This is a genomic window from Microcoleus sp. PH2017_09_SFU_O_A (genome assembly GCF_020738625.1).
GTDB lineage: Bacteria > Cyanobacteriota > Cyanobacteriia > Cyanobacteriales > Microcoleaceae > Microcoleus.
On the sequence record NZ_JAEQCF010000091.1, the window covers coordinates 50,216 to 76,137 of the forward strand.

Below are 25,922 nucleotides of genomic sequence, written 5' to 3' on the forward strand. Positions count from 1 at the left end.
ATCAATTTCCTAACGAGATTTACTTGGCAGGCTGCGATCGGATTCCCCCCACGACGCGAAAGCCCCTAAAAAACACTATCTAGAGTCGATCGCCCTTTCTCCGAAACTCGCAACTCCAGCCTTTGACCTTTGAGGTCTCGCCCAGGTTTACAGCCTCAGCAGCTTAACTTAACAATGTTTATATTCTTTACATTTTACTGCGAATCCAGGCGTACAGCACCGGGCAACTAGGCTAAGAGACGCCCGATCGACCTTTTTTTTTACCAATTTTTTTTGCTTATTGCCATTTCGCTCGCCCTTGTCTATAATCGTACTTCACCACCATAATTACGGTATCCCGACCTAATAACCGTACTTTAGTAAAGGAACAAATATAATGAGCCCGTGGCAACACCTAACTCAACAATTTCACCGACCACAACAGCTACCAATTAGCCAAAATCGATCGCTGACTGCACTTAAAAGATTTGTGTCGCTATTTGTAGTAGGAATAACTTTAAGTTTGGCAATTGTATCCTGCCAGCAGGGAACCCCAACAAACCCAGCAGCCAACAAAGGCAAAGTAGAATTAACCCTCGTTTCCTTCGCCGTCACCAAAGCAGCCCACGAAGCGATAATTCCCAAATTTGTAGAAAAGTGGCAAAAAGAAAAAGGACAAACCGTCACCTTCAGCCAAAGTTACGGCGGTTCCGGTTCCCAAACCAGAGCAGTAATTGACGGATTAGAAGCAGACATCGTACACCTAGCCCTCGCCCTCGACACCGCCAAAATCGAGAAAGCCGGACTCATCCAACCAGGCTGGGAAAAAGAAGTTCCCAGCGAAGGTATCGTCAGCAAATCCGTAGCAGCAATAGTCACCCGCGAAGGCAATCCCAAAGGCATTAAAACCTGGGAAGATTTAAGCAAAGACGGAGTTAAATTGATCACCGCCGATCCCAAAACCTCAGGCGTTGCTCGCTGGAATTTCCTAGCACTTTGGGGTTCGGTAATTAAAACCGGAGGAGACGACACCAAAGCATTAGAGTTTACCACCAAAGTCTACAAAAATGTTCCGATTCTGACTAAAGATGCCCGCGAAGCTATGGATGCTTTTTTTAAACAAGGCCAAGGCGACGCCTTAATAAATTACGAAAACGAAGTTATTTTAGTAGCTGAGAAAGGCGAAAAACCGAGTTATATTATTCCCGATGTGAATGTGTCGATCGACAATCCCGTTGCGATCGTCGATAAAAACGTGGACAAACACGGCACTCGCGAAGTCGCCGAAGCCTTTGTCAAGTATCTGTACACTCCAGAAGCCCAGCGAGAATTTGCCAAAGCAGGATTTCGCCCAGTAGATGAGACAGTCGCCAAAGAAGCAGAATTTGCCCAAAAATATCCCGCCGTCAAAACCCTATTTACAGCTAAAGATTTGGGAGGTTGGGGAGAAATTCAGAAGAAATTCTTTGATGACGGAGCCGCGTTTGACAAAATCCAAGGATCGATTAAACGCTAATTCCCGAATTACCCGCTCGTAGTGAGGACTTCAGTCCTCTCCAAACGGTTCGATCGTTCGGACTTCAGTCCTCCCCAAAATATTAGCTTTTCAAGGACTTGCATTCCTTACTACAAACGAAGAAATACTCAAACCTAAATGGCAGTATCATCTCCAGCAACCAACCCTCAATCTGCGATCGCCAATATCAAAAGAGCGATCGGCAAAATCACACTACCTTGGGGAATCACCATCGGCTACCTCAGCCTAATGCTATTTCTGCCAGTCACAGCCATGCTGCTAAAAGCCAGCACAGCAAACCCCGGCGAATTTTGGAAAATTGCCACAAGCCCGATCGCCCTTTCCGCCTACGATGTCACCTTCGTCACATCATTAATCGCAGCCCTAATCAACGGAGTCTTCGGCACATTAATAGCCTGGGTATTAGTCCGCTACGACTTTCCCTTAAAACGCATTGTCGATGCAGCAGTCGATTTACCCTTTGCGCTACCAACATCCGTTGCAGGTTTAACCCTCGCCACAGTTTACAGCGATAACGGCTGGATCGGTTCGCTATTTGCACCATTAGGAATCAAGATATCATTCACTCGCTTGGGCGTAGGCGTAGCCATGATCTTTATATCCTTACCCTTCATCGTGCGAACTGTACAGCCAGTTTTACACGAAATGGAAAAAGACATCGAAGAAGCAGCTTGGTGCTTGGGTGCTTCTCAATTTCAAACCTTTTGGCGAGTAGTTTTACCGCCGCTCTTTCCGTCAATTTTAACCGGAGTTGCCCTCGGATTTTCCCGAGCCGTTGGCGAGTACGGTTCGACGGTAATTGTAGCAGCCAACGTACCGTTTAAAGATTTAATTGCACCTGTTTTGATTTTCCAAAGATTGGAACAGTACGACTATGCAGGAGCCACAGTAATCGGCACTGTCATGTTAGGTATTTCCCTAGCAATGCTGTTCACAATTAATATTTTACAAGCCTGGAGGAGACGCTATGACGGCTGAGATCAATTTATCTAAAAATTACACAGTTCCGCCAGCGGGTTCGTCGCGGGGCAAAGAAAAAGCCTGGGTAAAGCCAACTTTGATCGGAATTGCGATCGGCTATCTCGGCCTCGTCTTATTTATCCCAACCCTCAACGTTTTTTACCAAGCATTCAAAAAGGGAGTCGAGCCATTTTTCGCCAACTTAACCTCACCAGATTTTCTATCAGCAGCACAACTTACCCTGCTGATAGCTCTGATAGTTGTACCTATAAACACAGTATTTGGTTTGTGTGCAGCTTGGGTAATCGGCCGCAATAAATTTCCCGGACGCACCCTATTAATCACCATTTTAGACGTGCCGTTTGCCATCTCTCCCGTAGTCGCAGGTTTAATGATTGTACTGCTTTACGGTCGGCTGGGATGGTTCGGCCCGTGGCTGGAAACTGCTGGAATTAAGATTATATTTGCTTTCCCAGGAATGGTGCTAGCTACTGCTTTTGTCACTCTACCTTTTGTTGCCCGCGAAGTGATTCCTGTTTTAGAAGAAGTGGGAACCGATCAAGAAGAAGCGGCGAAAACTTTGGGAGCAAATGATTGGCAAATCTTCTGGAATGTGACGCTGCCGAATATTCGCTGGGGCTTACTTTACGGTGTGATTTTGACAAATGCTAGAGCAATGGGAGAATTTGGAGCTGTTTCTGTGGTATCGGGAAATATTGCTAAAAAAACCCAAACTTTGCCTTTGTTTGTCGAGGATGCTTACAAGCAGTACGCGACGCAAGCAGCATTTTCCGCTGCGGTAGTTCTCGGTTTTTTAGCTGTTGTTACTCTCGTGGTTAAGGAGATTTTGGAACGGAAAACTAGCATTAAGGAAGTTGACAGTTGACAGTTGACAGTTGACAGTTGACAGTTGACAATTGACAGTTGACAGTTGACAGTTGACAGTTGACAGTTGACAGTTGACAGTTGACATCCCGCTTCTTAAGGGAGACTTTGAGAATACTCCTGCCCCCCTCTTGTTAAGGAGGGTTAGGGTGGATCGAAGGGCTAATCGTCAAGCAGTAGTACGTTATCCCTGAAAAGAAACAGACATTAGGAGGCCACAATGTTAAACCAGAACAATAGCGAACCTGAATTTGAGTCGATCGACAATTTCCACCAAACTCAACAATCAGACATACCGCACACTGAGTCAGGAGACAGCAGACCAACTCAAACCCGCATTCGCATTCGCATTCCCAAAGAATACCATCAGGAACCTGTTATCTCTAACCTGATTTCGGAACACGGTTTAAAGGTGAATTTTAATGCAGCTTTGTTGGGTGGCAAAACTTCCGATGACCAATAATTTTTTGATGGTACCCGCCACGTGATTTATCCGTGGAATCAATCCCAAATCGAAAATCTAAAATCCTCTCTTCCCCCGAATTTATCCGTTTGATTTGGAACTTAACGGTACAAGTCAACAAATTGAAAGTGCTCTGATTTATCTGAATGATTTAGATGTGGAAATCTGGAGCAATTCCAATCATCCCGATGAAGAAACTTGGTAATTGGCGATCGATCCAGGCTGTACAGGCTCGCGCAGCCGTGTTGGTTATTAGTCAAAAGCTAAAAACGAATAACTTTGGAATCAATACCCTAAAAAATAACATCAGATTGTAACTAATGGCGAGCGCTCGCCATTAGTTATTTTTTGCTTGACATTTATGACAATACGTTGTACTCGTTCGAGTCTAATGACATTAAAAACTGAGTACAAGCTTGACTCAAATATTTTTGTAAAAGCCGGAACAACAGCCCCCTTGAAAACTTCTACACAATCAAACTAACTTCAGTATATCCTATAGGGAGCACAAAAAAAACGTTTTGTCAATCTTCCAGGTAGGTGAAAGTTAGGGGCGATCGTCTTCGAGAGCTTCGCCAACGACAAAATCTACCCTAAAATTAAGATATCTCGCTGCTGCGTTTGGTTTGTGCTATGAATTTAATGTGTGTGTGTACCAGAGGAATTTAATCATGGAACTCTATAAAGAACGGAAACACCAGATAGTTTTTGCGGATTCACAAGTTAAAGATTGCGAAAGTTTAACAAAAACCGCGAATTCCGATACAGAAGTTATTATTCTCAAGGCCGATCGCGACGGCATCGCGCAAATCGCCGAAACACTTAAACAGCGGCAAAACATTGCAGCAGTTCATATTCTGTCTCACGGCGCAGCAGCCAGCCTGCAACTGGGAACCACAGAACTCAATCTCAGCAACATTGAAACCTACCGCAATTATTTAGAAAAATGGTTTGCTTTGCCAGCAGCCGAAGCAAACTCGAAGTCTTCAACTACTTTTGCTAAACCCGAAATTCTGCTTTACGGTTGCAACGTCGCCGCCACAGAAGCCGGTGTCGCCTTCGTCGAAAGGCTGAGCCAGCTCACGGGGGCAAATATTGCCGCATCCGATAACTTGACCGGCAGTGCAGCCTTGGGCGGAGACTGGGAACTGGAAGTAACTACGGGGAAAATAGAAACACCTTTAGCATTTTCCCAAGAGGCGAGGGAAGCTTATAGCGGCGTGTTAGGAACTTTTAGCGTCACCAACTTTAACGAACTGCGCGATGCCATCTTGACAGCTAATGCTGTCAACGATCCAGATACGATTACCCTCACCGGCAACATCACCCTAGCAGCCGGACAGGTTCTGCCCAGGATTTCCAACCCCATCACTTTTACGGGTGGGGGTTTTGGTTTAAATTTCGGTAATAACCGGGGCTTTTTGATCGACAGTGGCGCTACACCAGTCACATTTTTTAACCTGACAATTGCGGGCGGTCGCTCTGTAGGCGCTGCCGGTACAGGCGGTGGCGGCGGTGCAGCCGGCATGGGCGGTGCACTATTTATTAACAGCGGGGCTGTCACAATTAACAATGTCACCTTTAGTGGCAACAGCGCTGTGGGCGGCGCGGGCAGCGCGGCTCCCGTTGCTCCAGCAGTAGCAGGCGCGGGCGGTAACACCGATTTTGCAGCTCTGTTTCCCTTTGTCACCGCAGGTGGGCCGGGTCTAACTGGTCTTCCTGGCTTGGCAAGCATCGGCGCTGCTGGCGGCCCCGGCGGTACGGGTGGCAATGGTGGCCCTGGTAGTGGCGGATTACAAGGTACTGGTCTTAACGGCGGCCCCGGTGGTGCTGGCGGCCCCGGTGGTGCTGGTACCGGCGGTACTAACGGCGGAGTTGGTGGTATCGGTGGCCCAGGTGGCATTGGCGGCCTGGGTGGCGGTGGCGGTGGCGGTGGTGCTGGTGGCGCTGGTGGCGTCGCGGGCACTGGCGCGGCAGGTTTACCGGGCGCTGGCGGTGTTGGTGGTGCTGGTGGCTTCGGTGGCGGTGGCGGTGGTGGCGGTGTTGGTGGCAACGGCGGCGCTGGCGGCTTCGGTGGCGGCGGCGGACGCGGTACTGTAGGCGGAGCCAGCACTGCTGTAGGAGCTTTCACCCCGGGCGGCGCAGGAAGCGCAGCCGGCGGTGGTGGCGGTGCTGGTTTGGGCGGTGCAATTTTTGTGAATGCTGGCAGTTTGACCCTGAACAACAGCACTTTCTTCAGCAACACAGCCACGGGCGGCGCTGCTGGCGGTGCTGCCGCTACACCCGGCCAGGGCGCAGGAGCCGCGATTTTTGTTAACAGCGGCGCTACTGCAACTCTGACTAACAACACGATTACTGCTAACAGTGCTGCTGCGACTGCTCCTGCTCTTGCTGTGGGCGGGGGTATTGCTACTAACGGCGGTGCTGTGAATGTCAGAAACACTATTGTTGCTGGCAATACTGGTGGCGCGAGTCCTGATGTGTTCGGAACCTCTTTCGCCGCCACCAGTATCAAGAATTTGATCGGGAACATTGCTGGTAGCAATTTACCTGCTACCCAGCAATTGGCGGCGACTGTTCCTCTAGCTAATGTACTCGCACCTACCGCAGCACTGAACCAGGCTACAGGCGTTCCCTTCACTTATGCTTTGGCTGATAGCACTGCGACAGTGATTAATCCGGCGATCGATGGCGGAGATGTGGCGGCTGGGGCGGCTGCTGGCGCGACTGACGAGCGGGGTACTGGCTTTCCTCGGACGATCGGCGCTGCTGTTGATATCGGTGCCTACGAGTACGGCCCGATCGTCACAGGCGTCAAATACAACGACCTTAACGGTGACGGCGTTCGGCAGGCGGCTGAACCCGGTCTCCCAGGTTGGGTAATTTCTGTAGGCACGAAGAGCGCTACCACCGCAGCCGACGGCTCTTACACCCTCCGCGACGTAAAAACAAATACTGCGATTACAGAAGCCCCGCCCGCTGGAACGCCTCCCACTGCTTGGGTGCAGACTGTCGGCCCGACTCCGCCCTCTACAGGTATTGTGAATGTCACCGGCGCCAACTTCGGTAATTTCCAAAAAACTACGATCGCGGGCAAAACCTTCAGCGACCTCGCAGGCAACGGTTTCACTCCCGACGACACCGTATTAGCTGGCGTCGTAGTCAATCTCTACAAAGACACCAACGGCGACGGCATATTCCAAGCCGCCACAGATACAGTTGTCGGCACTCCGCAAACGACTACGGCAACAGGAGATTACAGCTTCGCGGACATCGGCCCGGGCAAGTACCTGATACAAGCCACTCCCCCAGCCAACTCCAGCATCTCTTTCCCCGCTGGCGCAATTCCGGCTATTCCGGTTACTACCCAAAGCGGTCTTGCCGTCACCGGGCAGAACTTTGGCATCTTCAAAAACATCACTATCACAGGTCAGAAGTTCAACGACCTCAACGGGAATGGGGTCAAAGAGGGGACCGAACCAGGATTAGAAGGCTGGAAAATCTTACTAGAACCACAGACCTTTATCGGCACAGCAGTACCGCGATCGACTACCACTGATGCCTCTGGGAATTACACCTTTACTGACGTTGGCGCTGGTACATTCCTCCTGCGGGAAGAGCAAAAGACTGGTTGGCAGCAAACTTTCCCTGTTCCCCCAGCGGCCACGAGGCTTACTACCGCAAGTGGCGTTAACATTGCCAACACCACCACCCTTCCTACCAACTTCGGGAACTTCCAGGTTGGCAAGATCAGCGGGATCAAATTTAACGATCGCAACAAAAATGGTGTCCAAGATGCTGGCGAACCAGCGCTAGCAGGCTGGAGAATCTACCTAGATGCCAACAACAACGGCACGCTAGAGCCAACCGAAACCGCTACTGTTACCGATATCACCGGTAAGTACCAGTTCAACGACTTGCCATTCGCCACCTACAACGTCCGGGAATTAGTAGAACCAGGCTGGACGCAAATCGCCCCCGCAGCCAGCGCCACCGCGCCTACCCTTCCAGGTGCGTATACTATCCCTCTCACCAGCGGTCAAGACTCCCAAAACAACAACTTCGGCAACTTCTTCGAGGCGAGCACGATCAGCGGTCAAAAATTCAATGACCTCAACAACAACGGTGCTAAGGATGCTGGGGAACCGGGCCTACAAAACTGGCAAATCTTCGTAGACACGAACAAAGATGGAGTGTTCCAACAGGGCGAATTGACTACCATCACGGATAAGGATGGCAACTACACTATCACCGACGTACCCGCAGGTACTTTCCAGGTAAGGGAAGTCCAGCAAACCGGCTGGACGCTGACAACCGCGCTCCCTGCCGACGTTATTATAGCTCAAGCCGGAGAAAAACCCACGGGCATTGACTTCGGCAACTTCCTGCCCCAACCGGGCACGATCCGCGGTCTGAAGTTCCAAGACAACAACAAGAATGGCGTTCAGGATGCCGGAGAACCGGGTTTACCCAATGTCCAAATTCTGTTAACCAAAGTCGTAGCTCCCACCCCAGGAGCTCCTGCTGCTGTTCCTGTTACTACTACCACAGACAACAGCGGCAACTACGTGTTCGCGAACCTAGCGCCGGCAACCTACCGCGTCCGGGAAACCCCGCCAATAGGTTTCACTCAAACCAGCCCCAACCCCGCCGACATCGTGCTGGCTTCGGGCGCTATTGTCAGCGGCATCAACTTCGGGAATTCCATTACAACACCGACGCCACCGACGCCGACGCCGACATCGACGCAGCCGACACCGACACCGCCGGCAAGGATAGAACCGACACCTTCACCTGCACCGACGCCGCTGCCGACACCTGCACCGACGCCTGCACCGACGCCGCTGCCGACACCTGCACCAACACCTGCACCGACTCCGACGCCAACACCTGAACCGACTCCGACACCAGAACCGACGCCGACACCGACGCCGACACCTGTAGGGACAGATTTGGTTTGTCCCGATCCCTTCCCCAGGGTTACCCCTCCGAATCTGCCCCCCAGTCCTTCGCGCAACGGTGTCATCAACGGTACTAACGGCGACGATACCCTCGTGGGCAGTGCCAATGTTGACTCTATCTTCGGGTTAGGCGGCGGCGATTTGATCTTCGGCCAAGAGGGCGGCGATTACATCAATGGCAATACCGGCAACGATACTATCTACGGTGGTAAAGATAGCAATACTATCTTTGGTGGTAAAGGCTTTGACCTGATTTTTGGCGATCGAGCTAACGATACTCTTTACGGCAATCGGGGCAACGACTCAGTAAGCGGCGACGACGGCGATGACGTATTGTACGGCGGCAAAGGCGACGACGTGCTATTGGGAGAAGCCGGCGACGACGTGCTATTGGGCGATCAAGGTAATGACACTCTCTGCGGTGGCGACGGTAACAATACCTTACTGGGCGGCAGCGGCGATGATATACTCTTTGGTGGCACCGGCGATGACTTGCTGTTTGGCGGCATTGGCAATGATACTCTGATCGCTAACGGCAACCGACAAGACTTTGTATTGGCAGCGATTCAGGGAATTGACACGATTATCAACTTTAGACCAGAATCTGATTCGATCCAGTTGGTGGGAGGCTTGGACTTCAATCAACTGTTGTTAACCGAAACTAACGGCTCAACTGCGATCGCGATCGCCAGCACCAACCAGACTTTGGCTATATTGGCGGGCGTTGTCCCCAACCGGTTAGCGGCAAGCAGTTTTAACGTGCTGGTGGTTTAATCTGTAGTCCTTAGTAGGCATTGGTTTCAACTTAACGTCAAACGTAGTGCCTGTCTGGCGATCGGGGCCAGATCCCCCCTAGCCCCCCTTCTTAAGGGGGGGACAGGATTTTTCTCAAAGTCCCCCTTCTTAAGGGGGATTTAGGGGGATCGACGCTCAGGGTAAACGAGAGATACAAAGGTTTTCGGGGTTAAGTTGACACTAATGCTATGTAGGATGCGTACTTCGCGCACCCTACTATTACCCGGACAATCAGGATGAGGGGAACGAAATTCCGTTCCCCTTTTTTGCTTAAATTTGTTGGAGATATTTCAGCAAGTCGGCCATTTCTTGCGGGCTCGGCTGAAACTGTGGCATTGGTGGGGTTCGCCCGCTGGTGACTTGGCGGATCAGCTCGAATTCGGATTTGCGCTCTGAAACTCGGTGCAAGTTGGGCCCAACTTGAGTCTCTCCGACGGATATGTGACACCCCGCACAGTTCATTTGAAAGATGGCGGAACCCTGAAACTGGTCGCCAGCAAGGGACAGCACGCTTTTGACGTAGGGATCGGCAACTTGAAACTGACGAATTGTCATCGTCGCCAACATGATCGCAAGCAACAGCGCGATCGCAAATATGAGCAGTCGCTCGATCGGGTTTTTAATTTCATTCGTGGCAATTTGGTGATTCAAAGGAGTGCAATTTTAAAATAGTATCTACAAGAAAATTTATTTCTCATCACATAGCTTAATCGTTTCCAGCGGGGATATCAAGATCACAGACCCCCAGAACTCCCAAGAATGGGAAAATTCATCTGTCTCAGTGCTGGTAATATTAAAAATAGATTGTTAAATCTTAACGTTAAGGAGCTCTCATGGTAGAACCGCTGCTTTCAGGTATTGTTCTGGGTTTAATCTTTGTTACTCTGGCTGGGCTGTTTTTTGCTGCTTACCAGCAATACAAGCGGGGCGATCAGTTGGGTATCAACAAGTAAAAGGGCCTAAGTCCCTCGGTGAAGCGGAGGGAGGAGATGGAGGAGAGGGGGAGAGGGGGAGAGGGGGAGATTGGAAAAATCTTTCTTCTTTCTTCTTCAGTCTTGCTTCTGTCAACTGTCAACTCTTGGGAGCATCTCAGTTTTGCATTTACAGTGCGAGCATCCCCGCTGGCGTATTTTACAATACGCGAGCGGGACGCTCGCACTACAAGAAAAAAAATGCTTTTTACAAAACTGAGATGCTCCCCAACTCTTCCCTCTTTCCTCTTCCAACTGTCAACTGTCAACTGTCAACTGTCAACTGTCAACTGTATCGATCGAGAATAGCAGCAGTTTCCACGCCTGTCTTTTCCCAGCTAAACTGTTTTGATCGGGCCAAACCGAGTTCCCGCAAGTGCGATCGAGCTTTGGTATCTATTGCCAGCTCGTGCATAGCAGAGGCTATTTCTGCGACGCTGTACGGATTGACTAACGATGCTGCGTCCCCCCCGACTTCGGGCATCGAAGATAGGTTAGAAGTGATGACAGGAGTGCCACAGGCCATTGCTTCGAGCACCGGCAGACCGAATCCTTCCCAAAGACTGGGGAATACAAGGGCGATCGCCCGGTTGATGACTTTCGGCAAATCAGCCGCGGGGAGGTAATTTAGGAATTTTACGCGATCGGACAATCCCAATTCTTGAACCTGGGCCTTCAGCAGCGGCGTATAGCGTTTATCTTCCGATCCCGTTATCCACAATTCGTACTCGGAATTATTAGGTAAAGCCGCAAACGCTGCTACAACTCGCTGGACGTTTTTATGGGGATTGTGGCGGCCCATATACAGGAAATAATTGCTAGTTGGTAAGTCTAGAAACTTAAAAAAACTGGTATCGTAGCCGGGAAAGATTCGTGTAATTAAAGAACTTGGAATCTTACAAAAATTAGTAATATCATTGGCGGTTGACTCGGAATCGCAGATGATATGTTCAGCTTGCCGCAATACTTGGGGAATGTAGTAGCGGTGATAAACTGCCAAAGGATCGAAGCGGCGGGGAAATCGTAGGGCTATTAGGTCATGTACTGTAATTATATACCGACAACCGCTAAATAGAGGAGCTTCGGGAATTGGCGAAAATAACAGGTTAGATTTTAGCTGTTTGTAAATTTTGGGAATTTGGGTTTGTGTCCACAGCAATCGGTTGATGTGTCCTCTGCTTCCTTGTTCTGGTGTGAGGTTCGCTGGGATTTCGTAGCAGTTATTATTGGGAAATTTTTGGGCTGTTAGTAAGGTTGGATTGAGGGTTTTTAGGTGGGGAAATAGGTTTTTAGCATAGATGGCTAATCCGGTTGGTTCGGAAATTAGGAAGGAGAGATTAATTAGTAGGTTGGATTCGGGGTTTGGCATATAATCAGATGAGGATTGCGGTTTTTTGATTGGGATTTTTTTTTGATTAACCGCAGAGGGCGCAGAGGGCGCAGAGAGAGAAAATAGAGAGAGGCAGGATTGAGAGATATTGTTGTAAGATTTATGAGGATTGCGGTTTTTGGTTGGGATTTTTTTTGATTAACCGCAGAGGGCGCAGAGGGCGGTTGGGATTTTTTTTGATTAACCGCAGAGGGCGCAGAGGGCGCAGAGAGGAAGAGAAGGAGGATTTAAAGATATTGTTGTAAGATGTTGGCGGTTGCTTGTCCGGTTTTGTGCCAGCTAAATTCGGCCGATCGCGCTAAGCTAGATTTTTTTAAGTGCGATCGCACTTTTGAATCTGTGGCTACTGTTTGCATGGCTGCGGCTATTTCTCCGACGCTGTAGGGATTGACTAATAATGCCGCATCTCCGGCTACTTCTGGCATCGATGACAGGTTGGAAGTGATGACTGGTGTACCGCAGGCCATTGCTTCTAAAATCGGCAAGCCGAATCCTTCCCAGAGTGTGGGAAACACCAGGGCGATCGCCTGATTCATCAGTACGGGCAATTGCGAGTAGGGAACGTAACCGAGAAACTTTACCAAAGATTGTAAACCCAATTGTTCTACTTGTGCGATCGACTGCGGCGTGTAGGCGTTGGGAGGCCCGGCTAGCCAAAGTTCGTAGTTTGTGCGATCGGCTAAACTTGCAAATGCAGCAATTAATCTTTCCAAGTTTTTGTAACTATCGTGTCTGCCGGTATAAAGAAAATAATTTTTTGCTGGCAAGTCGAGACAGCGAAAATTAATATTATCACAAGCTAGGGGAATTGCGGTCATTTTCTGACGCGAAATCTGGTAAAAGTTAGCAACATCTGTCGCCGTTGCTTGAGAATCGCAAATAATATGTTCGGCTTGTCGCAAAACCTGGGGTATGTAGTAGCGGAAATAAGCTGTCAGCCGAGATAACTTTTGGGGGAATCGCAAAGGAATTAAATCGTGAACTGTAACTATGTAGCGACATTTGGAATATAAAGGTGCTTCAGGAATTGGCGAAAATATTAGGTTTGAATCCAATTTCTCGTAAATCTTAGGCAATTTAAATTGAGTCCACAGCAGTCTGTTAATTTGTCCTTTAGGGCCTCGATCCGGTGTGATGTTATCGGGGATTTGATAGCAACTATAATTCTCAATTTGCTGGGAAGTGAGTAATGTTGGTTCTAGGTGTTGCAGTTGCGGGAAAAGATTAGCTGCATAAGTTCCGATTCCCGTGGGTTCGGGAGTTAGAAAGGATAAATTTATTAACAGTTTATTGGACACGTTTTGAGTAAAAATAAACTTGTGATTAGTCGATATTTGATATCAAATCAAGTCGATTTTCGGCGATATCTGTGGGGAAATGGCACTCCCTCCGCTACGCTTCGCCCATTGGTGTCAACTTACGATCAAAAACTTTTGTATTTATCGTTCGCATCTGAGTCCAGATCCCCCTAAATCCCCCTTAAGAAGGGGGACTTTGAGAATACTTTTGTCCCTTTTTAAGAAGCAGGACTTTGAGAATACTCTTGTCCCCCCCTTTTTAAGGGGGGCTAGGGAGGATCGAGGCTTAACTTAACACTAACAGACACTGCCACGTCCTTACCCACATCAATATATGTATGCTTAAGGTCGATCGAGCATTTGAGCAATCTCGCCTGGATTTGGCAGCCGAATTGTAGCATATTCCTGGTGAATAATCTCAAAAAAACTCTTGACTTTGTGTTCAAAAGGTGCGAGTCTAAAGTTCTGACTGCGTTGCTGTGCGCCAGCTTGAAGTTCTGCTAACAAATCGGGATTGACAATTAGTTGATGTGAATAGCGGCAAAGTTCCTCAACCGTATTGAACAAAAAGCCCGATCGCCCGTGTTCGACAATTTCCGGTTGTCCACCGCCACAAAACGCGATCGGAGCACAACAGTTTTGCATTGCTTCAACAGTCGCCATCCCAAAATGCTCAAACCTTTGGGGATTGACTTCACCCAAACCGCAGCCATGCCAAAATATACTCGATTTAGCATAAAGCGATTTTACCTCATCTAAGGAACCATTGACTTTAAGTTCGATCGCCCTTGAATCCTGCTTCAACAAATTCTGAACCGTCTTTAAATAAGGATTTTTCGGAACACTGCTACCAGCTAAAATCAGCCGCCATCCTTGAAGTTCATCTGGATAATCTGCTAGCAAACTGCGGAAAGCTTGGATGAGTTCAATTTGCTTTTTTGTTCCTCCAGCTTCAAACTGTCCCACAGCTAAAATTATCTTTTCCTTCGACACTTTAGCTGTAGCCATTTCCACGGGCGGATACAGCATAAAAGTGGGTTGCAAATTCCAACGTTTCTCCAACCACTTGACAGTAAATTGACTGTTGGCAATAATAAAAGTGTAATCATCCACAGCAAAATGACGGTTGCGAAAAGTATTCGGGAAGTGGCAGAAAAATACTGATATCGGCGACAGCGGTTTGACTTTTTCGAGTTGGTTGGCGTTGACAAAAATATCGTAATTTTTGCTTTCTCTGGCAATTTCATCAAAGGGATTTTCCATATCCTCAGCGATGATACTGGAATCGATGCACTGCATTCCACGTTTCTCGTAAAACTGCAACGGAATAATCTTGATTTTGCATCCTGAAAGGTTGATTCCGTACCACGACTCTAAGTCGGAAACAGCCACGGGTTTGTTGGCGATAAAAGTAATCTCAAATTCATTTTGCAGCAGCGAGGCGATGGTAGCGACGTATTTTTGCCCGCCGCCGATAAAATGCAGTCCGTGATCGTAAATTGCGATCGACATTTTGCGATCGCCCCTAACCACCTCCAATCGAGGTAAAATGCGATCGACCTTCATTCTACTGTAAATCACCGCCAACTTTTCCGTCAACTGCGGCAGTACCGCTGCGACGATTTCCGGTTTCTGATAATCTAGCAGTTTTTTAATCGCGAAAAACAAACTCTCGAACAGCAAATCGTACTGCTTGTTACTAAAAAAATCCGAAGTATGAATCGATTTCACTAATTGCAGAGGTTCGTGTTTCGCCAAATACAAAAACCGATTGCGGTTGCAGAAATACTCGGTGAGTTTGCTACCTTTACTCGAACCTCGATACTCGTGATGGGCGATAGCTGCGGGAGTATAAAGCATTTTCCAATCGCGTTTTTGGCAGCGTTTGGAAAACTCTACATCTTCAAAATACATCACAAAATCTTCATCAATCGGCCCGACATCTTCCAGACATTCTCTGCGGAAAAGCACCGCCGCCCAACAAAGCCCTTCTACTTCCCTTTCTGTATTATACTGTCCCGAATCTTTTTCGCCAAAACCGACATCTTGCCAATAAAAATTAGGTAATTGCTGAATGCCCGCGCTGTTGATTCGCCCGTCTTTAAACAGCAATTTGCCACTAGCTGCACCAACTTTATTGTCAGTTTCTAGGCGTTTAACTAATATTTCCAGCCAGTGACTGTCAAGGGTTGCATCATTATTGAGAAAGCCGATGTATTGCCCTTTTGCTTCGCTGATGCCGAGGTTGAGGGCTTTGGCAAAGTTGTTGGCGGTATTCACAAAGATCCGAACTTTTGGAAACAGTTCGCGCAAAGCATGAACCGAATCGTCTTGAGAACAATTATCAATTACGATTAAATCGAGTTGTGATTCTGGATACGCAAGTTTTTGTAGGGATTTCAAGCAGTCTTTGGTGTGGCGCAGACCATTATAGTTAACTATAATAAATGAGCATATAGGAAGTGTAGTCATCTTTGATGCTTTATGGTTGTCGATCGCCCAATTGAGCAGTAATCTCCTGTAAAATAGCAGTATGTTGCTGCTGTACCGCTTTGATTTGCTCTACTTCAGACTGAAAATTTGCGATCGCCTGTTGTTGACTCTCAAGCTGCGCTGTCACTTCGGGAAACCCGCTGCTGAATTCCGATGTAAGTTTTTTCTCTAGAGTTTGTTGATTTTCTTGCAATTTTTGCAACTGTGTGCTCAAGGTTTGCACGACGCGGGTATTGGCGAAATTGTAAATTACTTGTCTGTCTAGTACGGGCTTGAGCAATTTTCGGACAATTTTTCTGACGGCGATGACTGCGGAACCGAGCCGCCTTTGGTAAGATGTAATTGGAATGTTATAAATGTCAAAGCCCGCTTTGAGAAGCGCAATGTCTTCGTCATCTTCATTTTGGGCGATCGCACTATTTGGTCTTTCCGACAGCGACAACTCAGCAATACCAATTCGCGGCTCCAAAGTTTGCCGCAGTTTATCTATAATTTGTTGAGTCGGTATTTCTTCGTACTGCAATCTTCCGCCTCCTTTAAATTTATGGTGCGCCGAGGCGCACCATCTCGTAGACGTAGCAACGCGCACCATCGGGTAAATTGCCGCTACGAGAATAGTGCAAATCCTAAGTTATACTAACTCGATTTGACTGTCATCACCAATCATAAACCGCAACGCTTTAGGACGCGGCGGCGCATTTGTGAGTTGAGCTCGCTGTCCGATCACGCTGTCAACAATTCGCTGGTGAATGCCAACAATTTTCGCCCCTTGCAATATTACACTGTGTTCGATATCAGCATCAACCATCGTCACGCGATCGGCAATACTGCTGTAAGGCCCGATAAAGCAATTTTCAATGCGGCAATTTTCCCCAATTACCACAGGCCCGCGAACTGTAGAATTAATGATTTCACTACCTTCCCCTACTTGCACTCGCCCGATAATTTGACTTTTGGCATCTACTTTTAATTCAGTTGAAGCTACAATACAGCTATCTAAAATGATTTGGTTTGCACTCAGCAAATCATCTTTTTTCCCGGTATCCAACCACCAACCATCTAAATTGCAGGCTTCTACGTGTTTTTCTTGATTGATTAGCTGTTGGATAGCATCAGTAATTTCGAGTTCCCCGCGGGGCGAGGGTTGAATTTGATCGATCGCCTCGTGAATAGTAGGAGCAAAAAAGTAAATCCCCACCAGTGCTAAATTAGACGGCGGAACTATGGGTTTTTCTACTAACTGTAAAACTCGCCCATTCTCATCAACCTTTGCTACACCGAAAGCACTGGGATTGGGAACTGGGCGCAGCAAAATTAGAGCGTCTAGTTTTTGCTTATTAAAATTCTCTAAAAACGGATCTAGCTGACTCTGAATTAAGTTATCTCCTAAATACATAATAAATGGAGAATCACCCAAAAATGGTCTCGCAATTTTTACTGCATGAGCGAGTCCCGCCGGCTCTGATTGTAAGATATAAGTAATTTTTGCACCGAAGCGAGAGCCATCTCCTGTTTTCGCCTTCACCTCTTCACCTGTTTCAGGACTAATAATAATCCCGATATCCGTAATCCCAGCCGCCACAATGCCTTCAATTCCGTACCACAGTATAGGCTTATTTGCCACAGGAACCAACTGCTTAGCACCCGTATAGGTGAGGGGACGCAAGCGTGTTCCTTTGCCGCCAGAGAGGATGAGTGCTTTCATTGGTGAAATCTAAGTTATCCTTTAGAGTTTGCGGTGCTGGCTTGATTTGCCTGCACTTGTTAGCTCTCGTTAATTTTAAAGCACGGCTACCCCGCTGGCAATAGCTGACCCAAAAGAAGGAAGAATTGACAGTTGACAATTGACGGTTGACAATTGACAGTTGACAATTGACAGTTGACAGTTGACAGAAGGAAGAAGTAATCAAAGCAGGGGTTTCAGGAATCAAGAAGGTTTTCAGTATAGCAACCGCCACATGGGTGAAGACATAAATAACTTCATGAATAGAGTCGATTCCCGTTCTGCATCAATGATTTGATTCCCGTTCTGCAACTGTCAACTGTCCACTGCTATATCTTAGCGGTTGCAATCCAAATGATTTATAGCGATCGAGCATTCAGTCGTCTCAAATCTAAAATGGTTTAATAGCGGCCGTATCGGGCGATAACTTGACTACCACTATTCTTGTTATTTGTCAACCACGCCCACATCTGATCGCCCACAGAAAAATGCCACCACTCGTTAGGATGTTGCTCAAAACCAGCAGCTATCATCGCATCTTTCAATATTTGCCGGTGCAGGTGGTATTGCTGTTGTTGCGCGTCCTTGCTATTACCAAAATAATCGGGATAAGAACGTTCTGATATTTCATCAATCGGAGAACCCATATCAATTGGTCGATTATGTTCATCGACTAAAGTTACATCTAAAGCTGCACCTGTACTGTGAGGAGGAGGCGTCGTGCGATCGAGGCTCGGCACAGCCCAAAATTGATACACGTGTTCTATAATAACTTGGCGTTTGTCTTCGGAAACCGGAAATTCGCAGCCTTGAGCTACGGCAATTTGATTGAAAGTATAATCTACCATAAATTGCTGGACTTCCACGGGTCGATAAGCATCAAATATCAGAATTTTCCAATTTTGATGATTTTGCTGTAGCTGAGTTTGAGCTGCTACTAAACTATCTACAACTCCTTGCCGCAAATAGTAAGGTGAATCTGCTTTGCTGTTGTGATAGGGAGCACCCAACTTTTGATAAGGGTGCGGAATTTCAAAGGCAAAATCTTCTGGTGGAATTGGGACTAAAGGCTCGCCGCATTCGTCAATTTCTATTTGCTGATATGGTTTCATATCAAGGTTTTACCTACTTAATTATTACTGGTGAACTACAATTGTATCGCGATTCATTTCTATCAATGAATGTTCCTCAAACATTTCAACCAAATGCGGCAAATTATTCACAAATAAGTCTATAAGTTGGTTGTTATTTATGTTGCCAGTCGTCAATATTAACAGCTTGTAAGGTTGCTGGCTAATCAGAAATGAATCGAGAAAATCTCGATCTTTGGTGATAACAATTCTGCTTTCTTGCATTGAAAGCAAGTTAATTTCTGAATCGGGAGTTGCGTTGAGTCGAGGTAAATCCTTAGTATGAATAGTATCGCAACCAGCAGATTGCAAAACGCGTGCCAGACGTACTGGTAATTGTGCATCTACCAAAAACTTCATTACACTAATACTCGATATATGCTTTTCACTTGAGTCAGCCGTGCTGCAAATAGCAAAGCAGCTAGAATATCTTCATGTTCTAAATCATCATAATCATCTATAATTTCTTTAGCATTCATACCTGAACTAAGTAATTCAAGAATCAACTCTACTGGATATCTGAGACCGCGAATACAGGGTTTTCCGTGACAGATATTTGGATCGAGTGTGATGCGTTGCAAAAGTTGGTTGTCCATGTTTTAGGAGCCACTGTTAAATATATTCTAAGAGAGAGCGTAACTCTAGCTCGGTTTGTAGTAAAGACTTTAGTGCTCAAAAAAATCAGCGGACTAAAGTCCTCACTACAAACATTTAAAAAAATCCTAACTTTGGCGGTAAGCAACTACCGCATAAAATGGATCGCCGCCTCCCATCCCCAGCATTTGCATAAAACTCGGCAAGCTAGACTGTTTAGCAATTACTTCCGGCTTGCTAAATCCGGGTATATTCGCTCCTTTGACCGAATCAAAGTAACCCTTGACTAATTCTACCCGATCGCCCTCCGAACCTTCCCGCCAAGCCGCAATTGCTTTCTGATAAAACATCCGGTTGGAAAAACTGATAATTGCGACGCCCCCCGGCTTCAAAATCCGGTGCATCTCGGCAAAAATCGCATCCGGGTTTTGCAAATACTGCACCGAAACGCAGTTGACAACCGCGTCAAACTCTGAATCGGGCAGTGGCAATTTAGGATTTGCGTTCAAATTCTGCACGAAATAATGATTCAGTCGGGGATTTTTTGCCAACTCCTCTTCATTCATGCCGTGTCCTTCGACATGAGCAAATTCCATTTCCTCGGGCAAGTGAGACACCCAACTGCTCATCATATCAAAAATCCGAGTATTCGGTTTCAGGCGTTCCCGATACAAGTCGGTTAGTTGCTGAATGAATCCCTCGTCTACGTGCGTCACAAACCGGGGATAGGAATAAAACAGATTGTCGTCGGTGTCGTCTAACTTGGTGCGCTGATTTCCTTGGAGTGGCATAACGTGCGATGTGCGATCGTAACTTTACTCTTCTTATTTTACTAATAATTAAGAAATGTAAACAGATTCCCCAGGATGGACTTTCCGGGACTCGCCTGATCCAATTTTAAATCATTCTCTTCAGAGTTTACTCAGTATTTTTATTATGCAAGACTCTGCTTCATTCAGCTTGTCACCACAGATTCCGGCTCGTTTATGCGTTGATTCAGAACTAAGAATAGCTGAATGAGCTGCTTCAAAATAAGGCATGAGCTGGCTCTTTATAGACGGATCGATCGACTCATTTTTTTTTAAATCATCACACAGGCTAGACACGGCCCATTTGGCATCACTCATCATTGTTGTTTCGTAGGCTTCTTGCACCTCGGATTGGGCGTTCTTTAATTGCTGAATGATTTGATCTAATTTTTTTCTTTGCTCTTCGCACATCACATTAATCACTCCTTGAGAGACTAAATTATATAGGAATAGAACAAATTATTATCGTCGGTATTATTGAACTTGGTGTACTGATTTCCTGGGACTAGAATAAAGTGCGATCGCAACTTTGAGCTTCCTATTTTAGGAATAATTAAGAAATCCAAACAAGTTTGACGAAAATTTAGCTGTTTTTTGCGATCGAGCGTGGGCGATCGCCCTCATTGTACTGACTTACTTGCTGCCGACTCCATCTCAAATCTCAAATCCGATGACCGAAAATCCGCGATCGCCCCTTGACAGCTCCCAAATAACATCTTACACTAATAATACGAACGCTAAGTAATAAGCCGATGGTTACTATATCCACAGTCGATCGCAAATATCTAGCTAGGTGGCACGATGTTCTCGCCCCCCACAGCCTGGGCTACCGCATCAAACTGCTAGGGCAGCTAGGGACTCGCAGGTTGCAAGAGATACTCGAACCATTTGGGCTGACACCATTTCACTGGTTGGTACTGTGCTGCTTGTGGCAAGAAGACGGCTTGCCAACTTCCAGCATTGGCGACAAACTGCAACAGGTAGGCGGTACACTCACAGGCGTGCTCGATCGCATGGAAGAAAGAGGCTTAGTCCGCCGCGAGAGAGACACGCGCGATCGGCGGATTTGGCGAATTTGGCTAACGGATGCAGGCAGGGAACTGCAAGACGTGCTGCCACCGCTGGTGGCGGAGATCCGAGAGAAGTCAATGACTGGCATTTCCAAAGCCGATCGAGAACTCTTCTCCCAATTGATCGATCGAGCGATCGTCAATCTTTCCTAAACCGCCAACAAATAGCTCTTTCGACTGAAGCGCAGCAGCATCTACCTCAACTACATTAAAAACAACTCAAAAATACTACGCACTCTTAAAAAAAGCAGTCTTACTAAATAAAAACTACGTACCCTAACCAAACGACATCTTACTAAAGTATCAGGAGTCAAATACCATGAAAGGCACAAACGAAATCAACCCAGAAGAATTCAACGGTAACGGCAAAGGCAAAGCAGTAGCCCTCTTAGAAAAGCCGATCGACAACACCATAGCAAAAAGCCTACCAGTAATCCCCGCGCCAGAAACAGAAATCAGCGCCCCCGCCGAACTCAAAACCAGCCCAGAAACAGAAATCCAAGCACCCCTGCCGGCGCCGGAAACACCGAAGAAAAAAGCCCCGAAAGCGATAATTTTAGCAGCGCTGGGCATCGGGGCGATCGCAGCAGGCAGCTTTGGCTACAATTATTGGCAATACGCCTCCATCCACCAAGAAACCGAAAACGCCACAGTAGCCGGACACATCCACCAAGTCAGCAGCCGCATCAACGGTACTGTCGGCGAAGTCTTAGTAGAAGATAACCAACAAGTAAAACCGGGCCAACTGCTGATCAAACTCGACCCCCGCGACTACCAAGTTAAACTGCAACAATCCCAAGCAGCCTTAGAAAACGCCCGCCGCCAAGCCGAAGCAGCCCAAGCGAATATTTCCCTAGCCTCTCAAACCAGCCAAGGTAAAACAGCCCAAGCCCAAGGAGATATCGGCACCGCCAACGCTGGCATTTCCACCGCCCAAGCAGCAATTAGGGAAGCCCAACAAGGCGTACCCGCAGCCGAAGCTGCTGTCGCTCAAGCTGAAGCCGGCGTACCCGCAGCGCAAGCCAAAGTCGCCCAAGCTGAAGCCGGAATTCCCCAAGCCCAAGCTAAAGTGACGGAAGCCGAAGCCGGTATTGCCGCAGCGCAAGCTCAGCTAGTGCAAGCGCAAGCTAATCTCGTGAAAACGCAAGCAGATTATAAACGGTACGAAAGTTTGCAGCAAGAAGGTGCGATCGCCGGCCAGCAATTAGACGCAGCGAGAGCCGCCTACGAAGTCGCCCAAGGCCAAACCACCGCAGCCCAACAAGGAATTGCCCAAGCTAGAGCCAGGTTAGCCCAAGCCAAGGAAGGCGTAACCGCAGCGATCGCAGCAGTAGCGCAAGCTCAAGAAGGAGTAAAGCAAGCTGAAGCTCAAGTCGCCCAAGCCAAAGTCGGCATCGCCAGCGCCCAAGCTAAAGTCGCTGTAGCGCAGGAAGGAATCAGCACCGCCGAAGCCAAACTGGCTGCATCGAAGGGCGGATTGCAACAGGCTCAAGCTACGGGCGAGCAAACTAAGGTCAGTCGATCGCAGTATGATGCTGCTAAGGCTGCGATCGCCCAATCGGAAGCTGCGGTTAAAGACGCTCAACTGCAACTTTCCTACACGAATATCACCGCACCCGCCGCCGGACAAATCGGGCGCAAATCCGTTGAAGTGGGGCAGCGGGTGCAGTCGGGAACTCCGTTAATGGCGATCGTCAGTAACGATTTGTGGGTAATTGCTAACTTCAAAGAAACGCAATTAGCAAACATGAAACCAGGCCAAAAAGTAGAAATCAAATTAGATGCTTTTGGTAGCCGCAAATTTGAAGGCCGTCTTGATAGTTTCTCCCCTGCTTCTGGCGCTCAATTCTCCCTATTGCCTCCCGACAATGCAACGGGAAACTTTACCAAAGTAGTGCAGCGGATACCAGTGAAAGTTGTGTTTGATGCCGAAAGCATTAAAGGTTATGAATCGCGAATTGCACCGGGGATGTCTGCTACTGTAAATGTTGAACTGAAATAAAGTCAGGATTTACGCAGGAAATCATGTAACCTCTGCACTGCCATTCCCGTCAAGATGAATGTCGAGCCTGGTATAGAAGTCCCTCTCTCCGATTAAAACCTCATAGTTTGTGGGTGTGTATTGCCAGCCAGCGATTGGTGCGATGGCTTACCAGAAAGAATTGGTTTAAAGCCTCTCTTTTTTAGGGAGAAATTAAAATCAGACGATTCATTACTCCAATCCTCTGACTTCCAGGTAGAGGTCGCTGTCAACTGTCAACTGTCAACTGTCAACTGAATGAAGCCCCACTTCGCGACGACTCACTTTACCTCATCGTACTGGTACCCAATCAGTAATCAATCGGCTGGCTACACGCGCTTTTTCAGAAAGTGGGAGACGAAGGGCGATCGGGCTTTGACTATCAGACCTGACTCTATTTCTATTTTTTCAGCATAAATCATACTATAATTTTAATTACGAGTATTGTAGAACAGTTTGCTATAATTATTTTAGTCAACGCTAAGAAATCCTAGCCATGACCCAAGCTCCTTCAATCAAAACTGAATATCAAGTAACTGTAAATTATCCAGTCTGGCAAAGAGTTGAGCAAATTGCTGAACAATTCAACTTGTCTGTTTCTGAACTATTGGAACATCTAGCTAAAGGTGAACTGAAAGTTGTTGCTGTTTCAACTAATTCGGAAACACTGAGCGATCGCGAGATTGCCAATTATTTCATTTGGTTAGCCTCGCAATTCGATGTAGAAATAAATGCTTACAAGCTACAAAAACTCGTGTATTACGCTCAAGCTTGGCATTTAGCAATTTATGGCACGCCACTCTTTAATGCGGATTTTAAAGCGTGGGTTCACGGCCCGGTGATTCCTGATTTACTAGAGAAGTATCAAAGCCAATTTAGTTGGGAACCAATTGTAGAAAGAATCGAGCGCCCGAAACTTTCTGAAGAAATCGGGGAATTTCTGGAAGAAGTTGCAGATGCCTATTTTGAGTATGATGATGAAACTTTGGAACGAATGATTTGCGGTGAAATGGCTTGGCTAGAAGCGAGAGGGGATTTGCCCAGAGACGAATCTTGTCATGCCATTATTTCTCAAGAATCGATGAAAAAATATTATTCGGGCCGTGTCAAAGAAGAAACCTCAGTCTAAAATCGTCCCTTCTCAAGGGAAACCGCACGCATAAATATGATACAATACAAACTACGCTCTTTGTAAAAGCCATGTCTCAAGCAACATTAACTGATGTTTCCTTAGATCCAATATTAGAGCGCTTGACGCAACTTGCCCAACTAGAACCTGACTGGGATTCTTATGGTGCATTGCCAGTTTCGCCCGTTGCTTTTGTAAAAGCCTGTCAGTTGCTTATTCATATCAAATACTCTCTTTCGCCTTTAGTTGGCGATCTAATTTTACCCTATGATGCAGCACCAATTGCTAATGGTAGCCTACAACTGGAATGGCGAACCCCACACGACAATCTAGAAGTGGAAATTAAACCTGATATGAGTTTCAGCTATCTACTAATTAAGGGAGAAGGAAACGAGAGAAAATTTGAGGAAAAAAACCAGGTGTCATTATCTGAAGTCCTGAATGTGGTGTCTCAGCTATTGATTCCCTAAGTCAGGATGAGATAATGCTAGAAGAAATTGCAGACAATGATATTCTTTATCGTCGGATTCCTCATGTACATCTTTATGAGGATGGTACTGTAAAATCAGTTGCTTTCCAGGTTAGAGGAAAACCTGATAACAGTATCTCAGTTGAGTTGGCGAGGCTAACAACTCCCCAGGAAGTTTTAGCTCGTGCGAGAAATTCTGACACTACTAAAGTGGGTGTGTTGGTAGCAGGATATGCCCGTTCTTTAGGTTTCATTATCCGCCACGATCCCTTGCAGGATAATCCAGCTCATTGTCTTATTGATGGGGAAAACAATAAAGTCAAGTGTAAACTATTGGCTGAGGCTACAACTATTTTGACTTTGCCTGAGTAAAGGCGATCGGGCTTTTTGACAATTTGGGATTTAAGGGCGATCGCTCTTTTTTTAAAATCTGGATACTAAGGCTTACTTATCTTCTTCCAGTAAACTTTCAAGCATTGGAGTTAGGATTTTCACGACTGGATTATTTGTAAGTTCCATTAGTACTGCTACTCCACCAGCTTTCAAAGCTTTAAGTACCTTTCCCTTCACATCAGGCTTTTTCTCAATTTCTTCCATAGCTTTTGTAGCAAATGCTGATTTCTCGACAGCCGTTTTTGTTGGGTATGTCTCAGATAACTGATTTAAAAGCTGCTGAATTTCTTTTGCTGCCTCAGCTAGAGTTTGCCTTTGTTCAGGTGTCATATTTTTAACACTGTTGACAAAAATGCTACCTTTTACTTCACCAGTATTAGCAACGCTACCGATAAGATCGCGAGCGTTTATTGATTTGTTGTCAGTCATTGCTTGTTTCTCCTATTTTGCGAAAACTTGAAGTGACTCATCGCTGTAAATCACTAGACATTATTGACAACATCACCTGCAATCTTTCCAGATATCACTGCTGAACCGTAGCTGTTTTCAATTTTGATAGATTTATCTTCGATTTTATCAATTTTAAGAGTATCAAAATTGAATGCTAAAGCTTTTACTTCTTCAGTATTCATAATTCTGTACAAAGTCACAACAATCGCCAGAACAAACTCTTTACTTTTGCTTTTTAGAATTACTCCTTCCCCTGAGTTCATACCAATGCTTAGCCCATAATTCTCGACTCTCCGGCTTTTTTCGGCTCTCCAGAACTTATGGTGATAATTTTATCTAATGCAAGAAACAAGCTAATACGCGATTTCTAAAATTATCAAAATTAGAAAAGCCATACCCTTGT

24 protein-coding genes are annotated in these 25,922 nt (G+C 46.7%); 11 read left to right on the forward strand and 13 right to left on the reverse strand.

Annotated elements, in window-relative coordinates; translation table 11 throughout:
- The first annotated feature begins 376 nt into the window (after positions 1-376).
- The 5 genes from JGK16_RS27530 to JGK16_RS27550 all read left to right on the forward strand — a co-directional run bounded on the left by JGK16_RS27530 (position 377) and on the right by JGK16_RS27550 (position 9,559).
- Entirely contained in the window at positions 377-1,495 is a 1,119-nt protein-coding gene (locus JGK16_RS27530; RefSeq protein ID WP_293193277.1) for a sulfate ABC transporter substrate-binding protein, read from the forward strand.
- Between the two features lie 138 nt (positions 1,496-1,633).
- Positions 1,634-2,494, forward strand: coding sequence for a sulfate ABC transporter permease subunit CysT (cysT, locus tag JGK16_RS27535; RefSeq protein ID WP_293186033.1), 861 nt, complete (start codon positions 1,634-1,636; stop codon positions 2,492-2,494).
- On the forward strand, positions 2,484-3,362 hold the full coding sequence (gene cysW / locus JGK16_RS27540) for a sulfate ABC transporter permease subunit CysW (RefSeq protein ID WP_293203530.1): 879 nt from the start codon (positions 2,484-2,486) through the stop codon (positions 3,360-3,362). The genes cysT and cysW overlap by 11 nt, the downstream gene beginning before the upstream one ends.
- 219 nt (positions 3,363-3,581) lie before the next feature.
- Positions 3,582-3,824, forward strand: coding sequence for an NIL domain-containing protein (locus tag JGK16_RS32830; RefSeq protein ID WP_293201058.1), 243 nt, complete (start codon positions 3,582-3,584; stop codon positions 3,822-3,824).
- A 671-nt stretch (positions 3,825-4,495) separates the two neighbouring features.
- Positions 4,496-9,559, forward strand: a complete 5,064-nt coding sequence (locus tag JGK16_RS27550; protein WP_293193275.1) for an SdrD B-like domain-containing protein — start codon at positions 4,496-4,498, stop codon at positions 9,557-9,559.
- Positions 9,560-9,850: 291 nt separating this feature from the next.
- Here JGK16_RS27550 and JGK16_RS27555 read toward each other — a convergent pair whose 3' ends face one another.
- A complete protein-coding gene (locus JGK16_RS27555) occupies positions 9,851-10,231 on the reverse strand; it encodes a cytochrome c (RefSeq protein WP_293182882.1) in 381 nt (126 codons plus the stop codon).
- A 182-nt stretch (positions 10,232-10,413) separates the two neighbouring features.
- Between JGK16_RS27555 and petG the strand changes: the two genes are divergently transcribed.
- Positions 10,414-10,533, forward strand: coding sequence for a cytochrome b6-f complex subunit V (gene petG / locus JGK16_RS27560; RefSeq protein WP_006632329.1), 120 nt, complete (start codon positions 10,414-10,416; stop codon positions 10,531-10,533).
- Positions 10,534-10,837: 304 nt separating this feature from the next.
- Here the strand turns inward: petG and JGK16_RS27565 are convergent, their stop codons facing one another.
- From JGK16_RS27565 to JGK16_RS27610, 10 genes are all read right to left on the reverse strand, one after another.
- Entirely contained in the window at positions 10,838-11,920 is a 1,083-nt protein-coding gene (locus JGK16_RS27565) for a glycosyltransferase family 1 protein (protein ID WP_293193274.1), read from the reverse strand.
- A 248-nt stretch (positions 11,921-12,168) separates the two neighbouring features.
- Positions 12,169-13,239, reverse strand: a complete 1,071-nt coding sequence (locus JGK16_RS27570; protein ID WP_293193273.1) for a glycosyltransferase family 1 protein — start codon at positions 13,237-13,239, stop codon at positions 12,169-12,171.
- Between the two features lie 342 nt (positions 13,240-13,581).
- Positions 13,582-15,711 carry a glycosyltransferase gene (locus JGK16_RS27575; protein WP_293193271.1) on the reverse strand — a complete coding sequence of 710 codons (2,130 nt, stop codon included), beginning with the start codon at positions 15,709-15,711 and terminating at the stop codon, positions 13,582-13,584.
- 10 nt (positions 15,712-15,721) lie between these two features.
- Positions 15,722-16,255 (reverse strand): hypothetical protein, encoded by a 534-nt coding sequence (locus JGK16_RS27580; protein WP_293203531.1) that lies wholly within the window; start codon positions 16,253-16,255, stop codon positions 15,722-15,724.
- Between the two features lie 108 nt (positions 16,256-16,363).
- Positions 16,364-17,437: a glucose-1-phosphate thymidylyltransferase gene (locus JGK16_RS27585; protein ID WP_293182892.1), complete on the reverse strand. Its 1,074-nt coding sequence runs from the start codon at positions 17,435-17,437 to the stop codon at positions 16,364-16,366.
- A gap of 419 nt (positions 17,438-17,856) precedes the next feature.
- On the reverse strand, positions 17,857-18,567 hold the full coding sequence (locus tag JGK16_RS27590) for a M15 family metallopeptidase (RefSeq protein ID WP_293193268.1): 711 nt from the start codon (positions 18,565-18,567) through the stop codon (positions 17,857-17,859).
- A 24-nt stretch (positions 18,568-18,591) separates the two neighbouring features.
- Positions 18,592-18,945, reverse strand: coding sequence for a DUF5615 family PIN-like protein (locus JGK16_RS27595; RefSeq protein WP_293182896.1), 354 nt, complete (start codon positions 18,943-18,945; stop codon positions 18,592-18,594).
- Positions 18,945-19,181: a DUF433 domain-containing protein gene (locus tag JGK16_RS27600; RefSeq protein WP_293182898.1), complete on the reverse strand. Its 237-nt coding sequence runs from the start codon at positions 19,179-19,181 to the stop codon at positions 18,945-18,947. The genes JGK16_RS27595 and JGK16_RS27600 overlap by 1 nt, the downstream gene beginning before the upstream one ends.
- A 126-nt stretch (positions 19,182-19,307) precedes the next feature.
- Positions 19,308-19,970 carry a class I SAM-dependent methyltransferase gene (locus JGK16_RS27605; RefSeq protein WP_293182900.1) on the reverse strand — a complete coding sequence of 221 codons (663 nt, stop codon included), beginning with the start codon at positions 19,968-19,970 and terminating at the stop codon, positions 19,308-19,310.
- Between the two features lie 120 nt (positions 19,971-20,090).
- Entirely contained in the window at positions 20,091-20,402 is a 312-nt protein-coding gene (locus tag JGK16_RS27610) for a hypothetical protein (RefSeq protein ID WP_293203532.1), read from the reverse strand.
- A gap of 338 nt (positions 20,403-20,740) precedes the next feature.
- Here JGK16_RS27610 and JGK16_RS27615 point away from each other — a divergent pair, with 338 nt between their 5' ends.
- The 5 genes from JGK16_RS27615 to JGK16_RS27635 all read left to right on the forward strand — a co-directional run bounded on the left by JGK16_RS27615 (position 20,741) and on the right by JGK16_RS27635 (position 25,048).
- Complete coding sequence (locus tag JGK16_RS27615; RefSeq protein WP_293182904.1) at positions 20,741-21,211, forward strand: MarR family transcriptional regulator; 471 nt, start codon at positions 20,741-20,743, stop codon at positions 21,209-21,211.
- 166 nt (positions 21,212-21,377) lie between these two features.
- Positions 21,378-23,060 carry an HlyD family secretion protein gene (locus JGK16_RS27620; protein ID WP_293182906.1) on the forward strand — a complete coding sequence of 561 codons (1,683 nt, stop codon included), beginning with the start codon at positions 21,378-21,380 and terminating at the stop codon, positions 23,058-23,060.
- Between the two features lie 514 nt (positions 23,061-23,574).
- Positions 23,575-24,207, forward strand: coding sequence for a type II toxin-antitoxin system antitoxin SocA domain-containing protein (locus JGK16_RS27625; RefSeq protein ID WP_293193267.1), 633 nt, complete (start codon positions 23,575-23,577; stop codon positions 24,205-24,207).
- A gap of 71 nt (positions 24,208-24,278) precedes the next feature.
- On the forward strand, positions 24,279-24,677 hold the full coding sequence (locus JGK16_RS27630) for a hypothetical protein (RefSeq protein WP_293193266.1): 399 nt from the start codon (positions 24,279-24,281) through the stop codon (positions 24,675-24,677).
- A gap of 14 nt (positions 24,678-24,691) precedes the next feature.
- Positions 24,692-25,048 (forward strand): hypothetical protein, encoded by a 357-nt coding sequence (locus tag JGK16_RS27635; protein ID WP_293182910.1) that lies wholly within the window; start codon positions 24,692-24,694, stop codon positions 25,046-25,048.
- A gap of 72 nt (positions 25,049-25,120) precedes the next feature.
- Here JGK16_RS27635 and JGK16_RS27640 read toward each other — a convergent pair whose 3' ends face one another.
- Both JGK16_RS27640 and JGK16_RS27645 read right to left on the reverse strand, forming a co-directional pair.
- The gene (locus tag JGK16_RS27640; protein WP_293182912.1) at positions 25,121-25,498 is read right to left on the reverse strand and encodes a hypothetical protein; all 378 of its coding nucleotides are present in this window, start codon (positions 25,496-25,498) and stop codon (positions 25,121-25,123) included.
- A 53-nt stretch (positions 25,499-25,551) separates the two neighbouring features.
- Complete coding sequence (locus tag JGK16_RS27645; protein WP_293193265.1) at positions 25,552-25,782, reverse strand: hypothetical protein; 231 nt, start codon at positions 25,780-25,782, stop codon at positions 25,552-25,554.
- Positions 25,783-25,922: the final 140 nt, after the last annotated feature.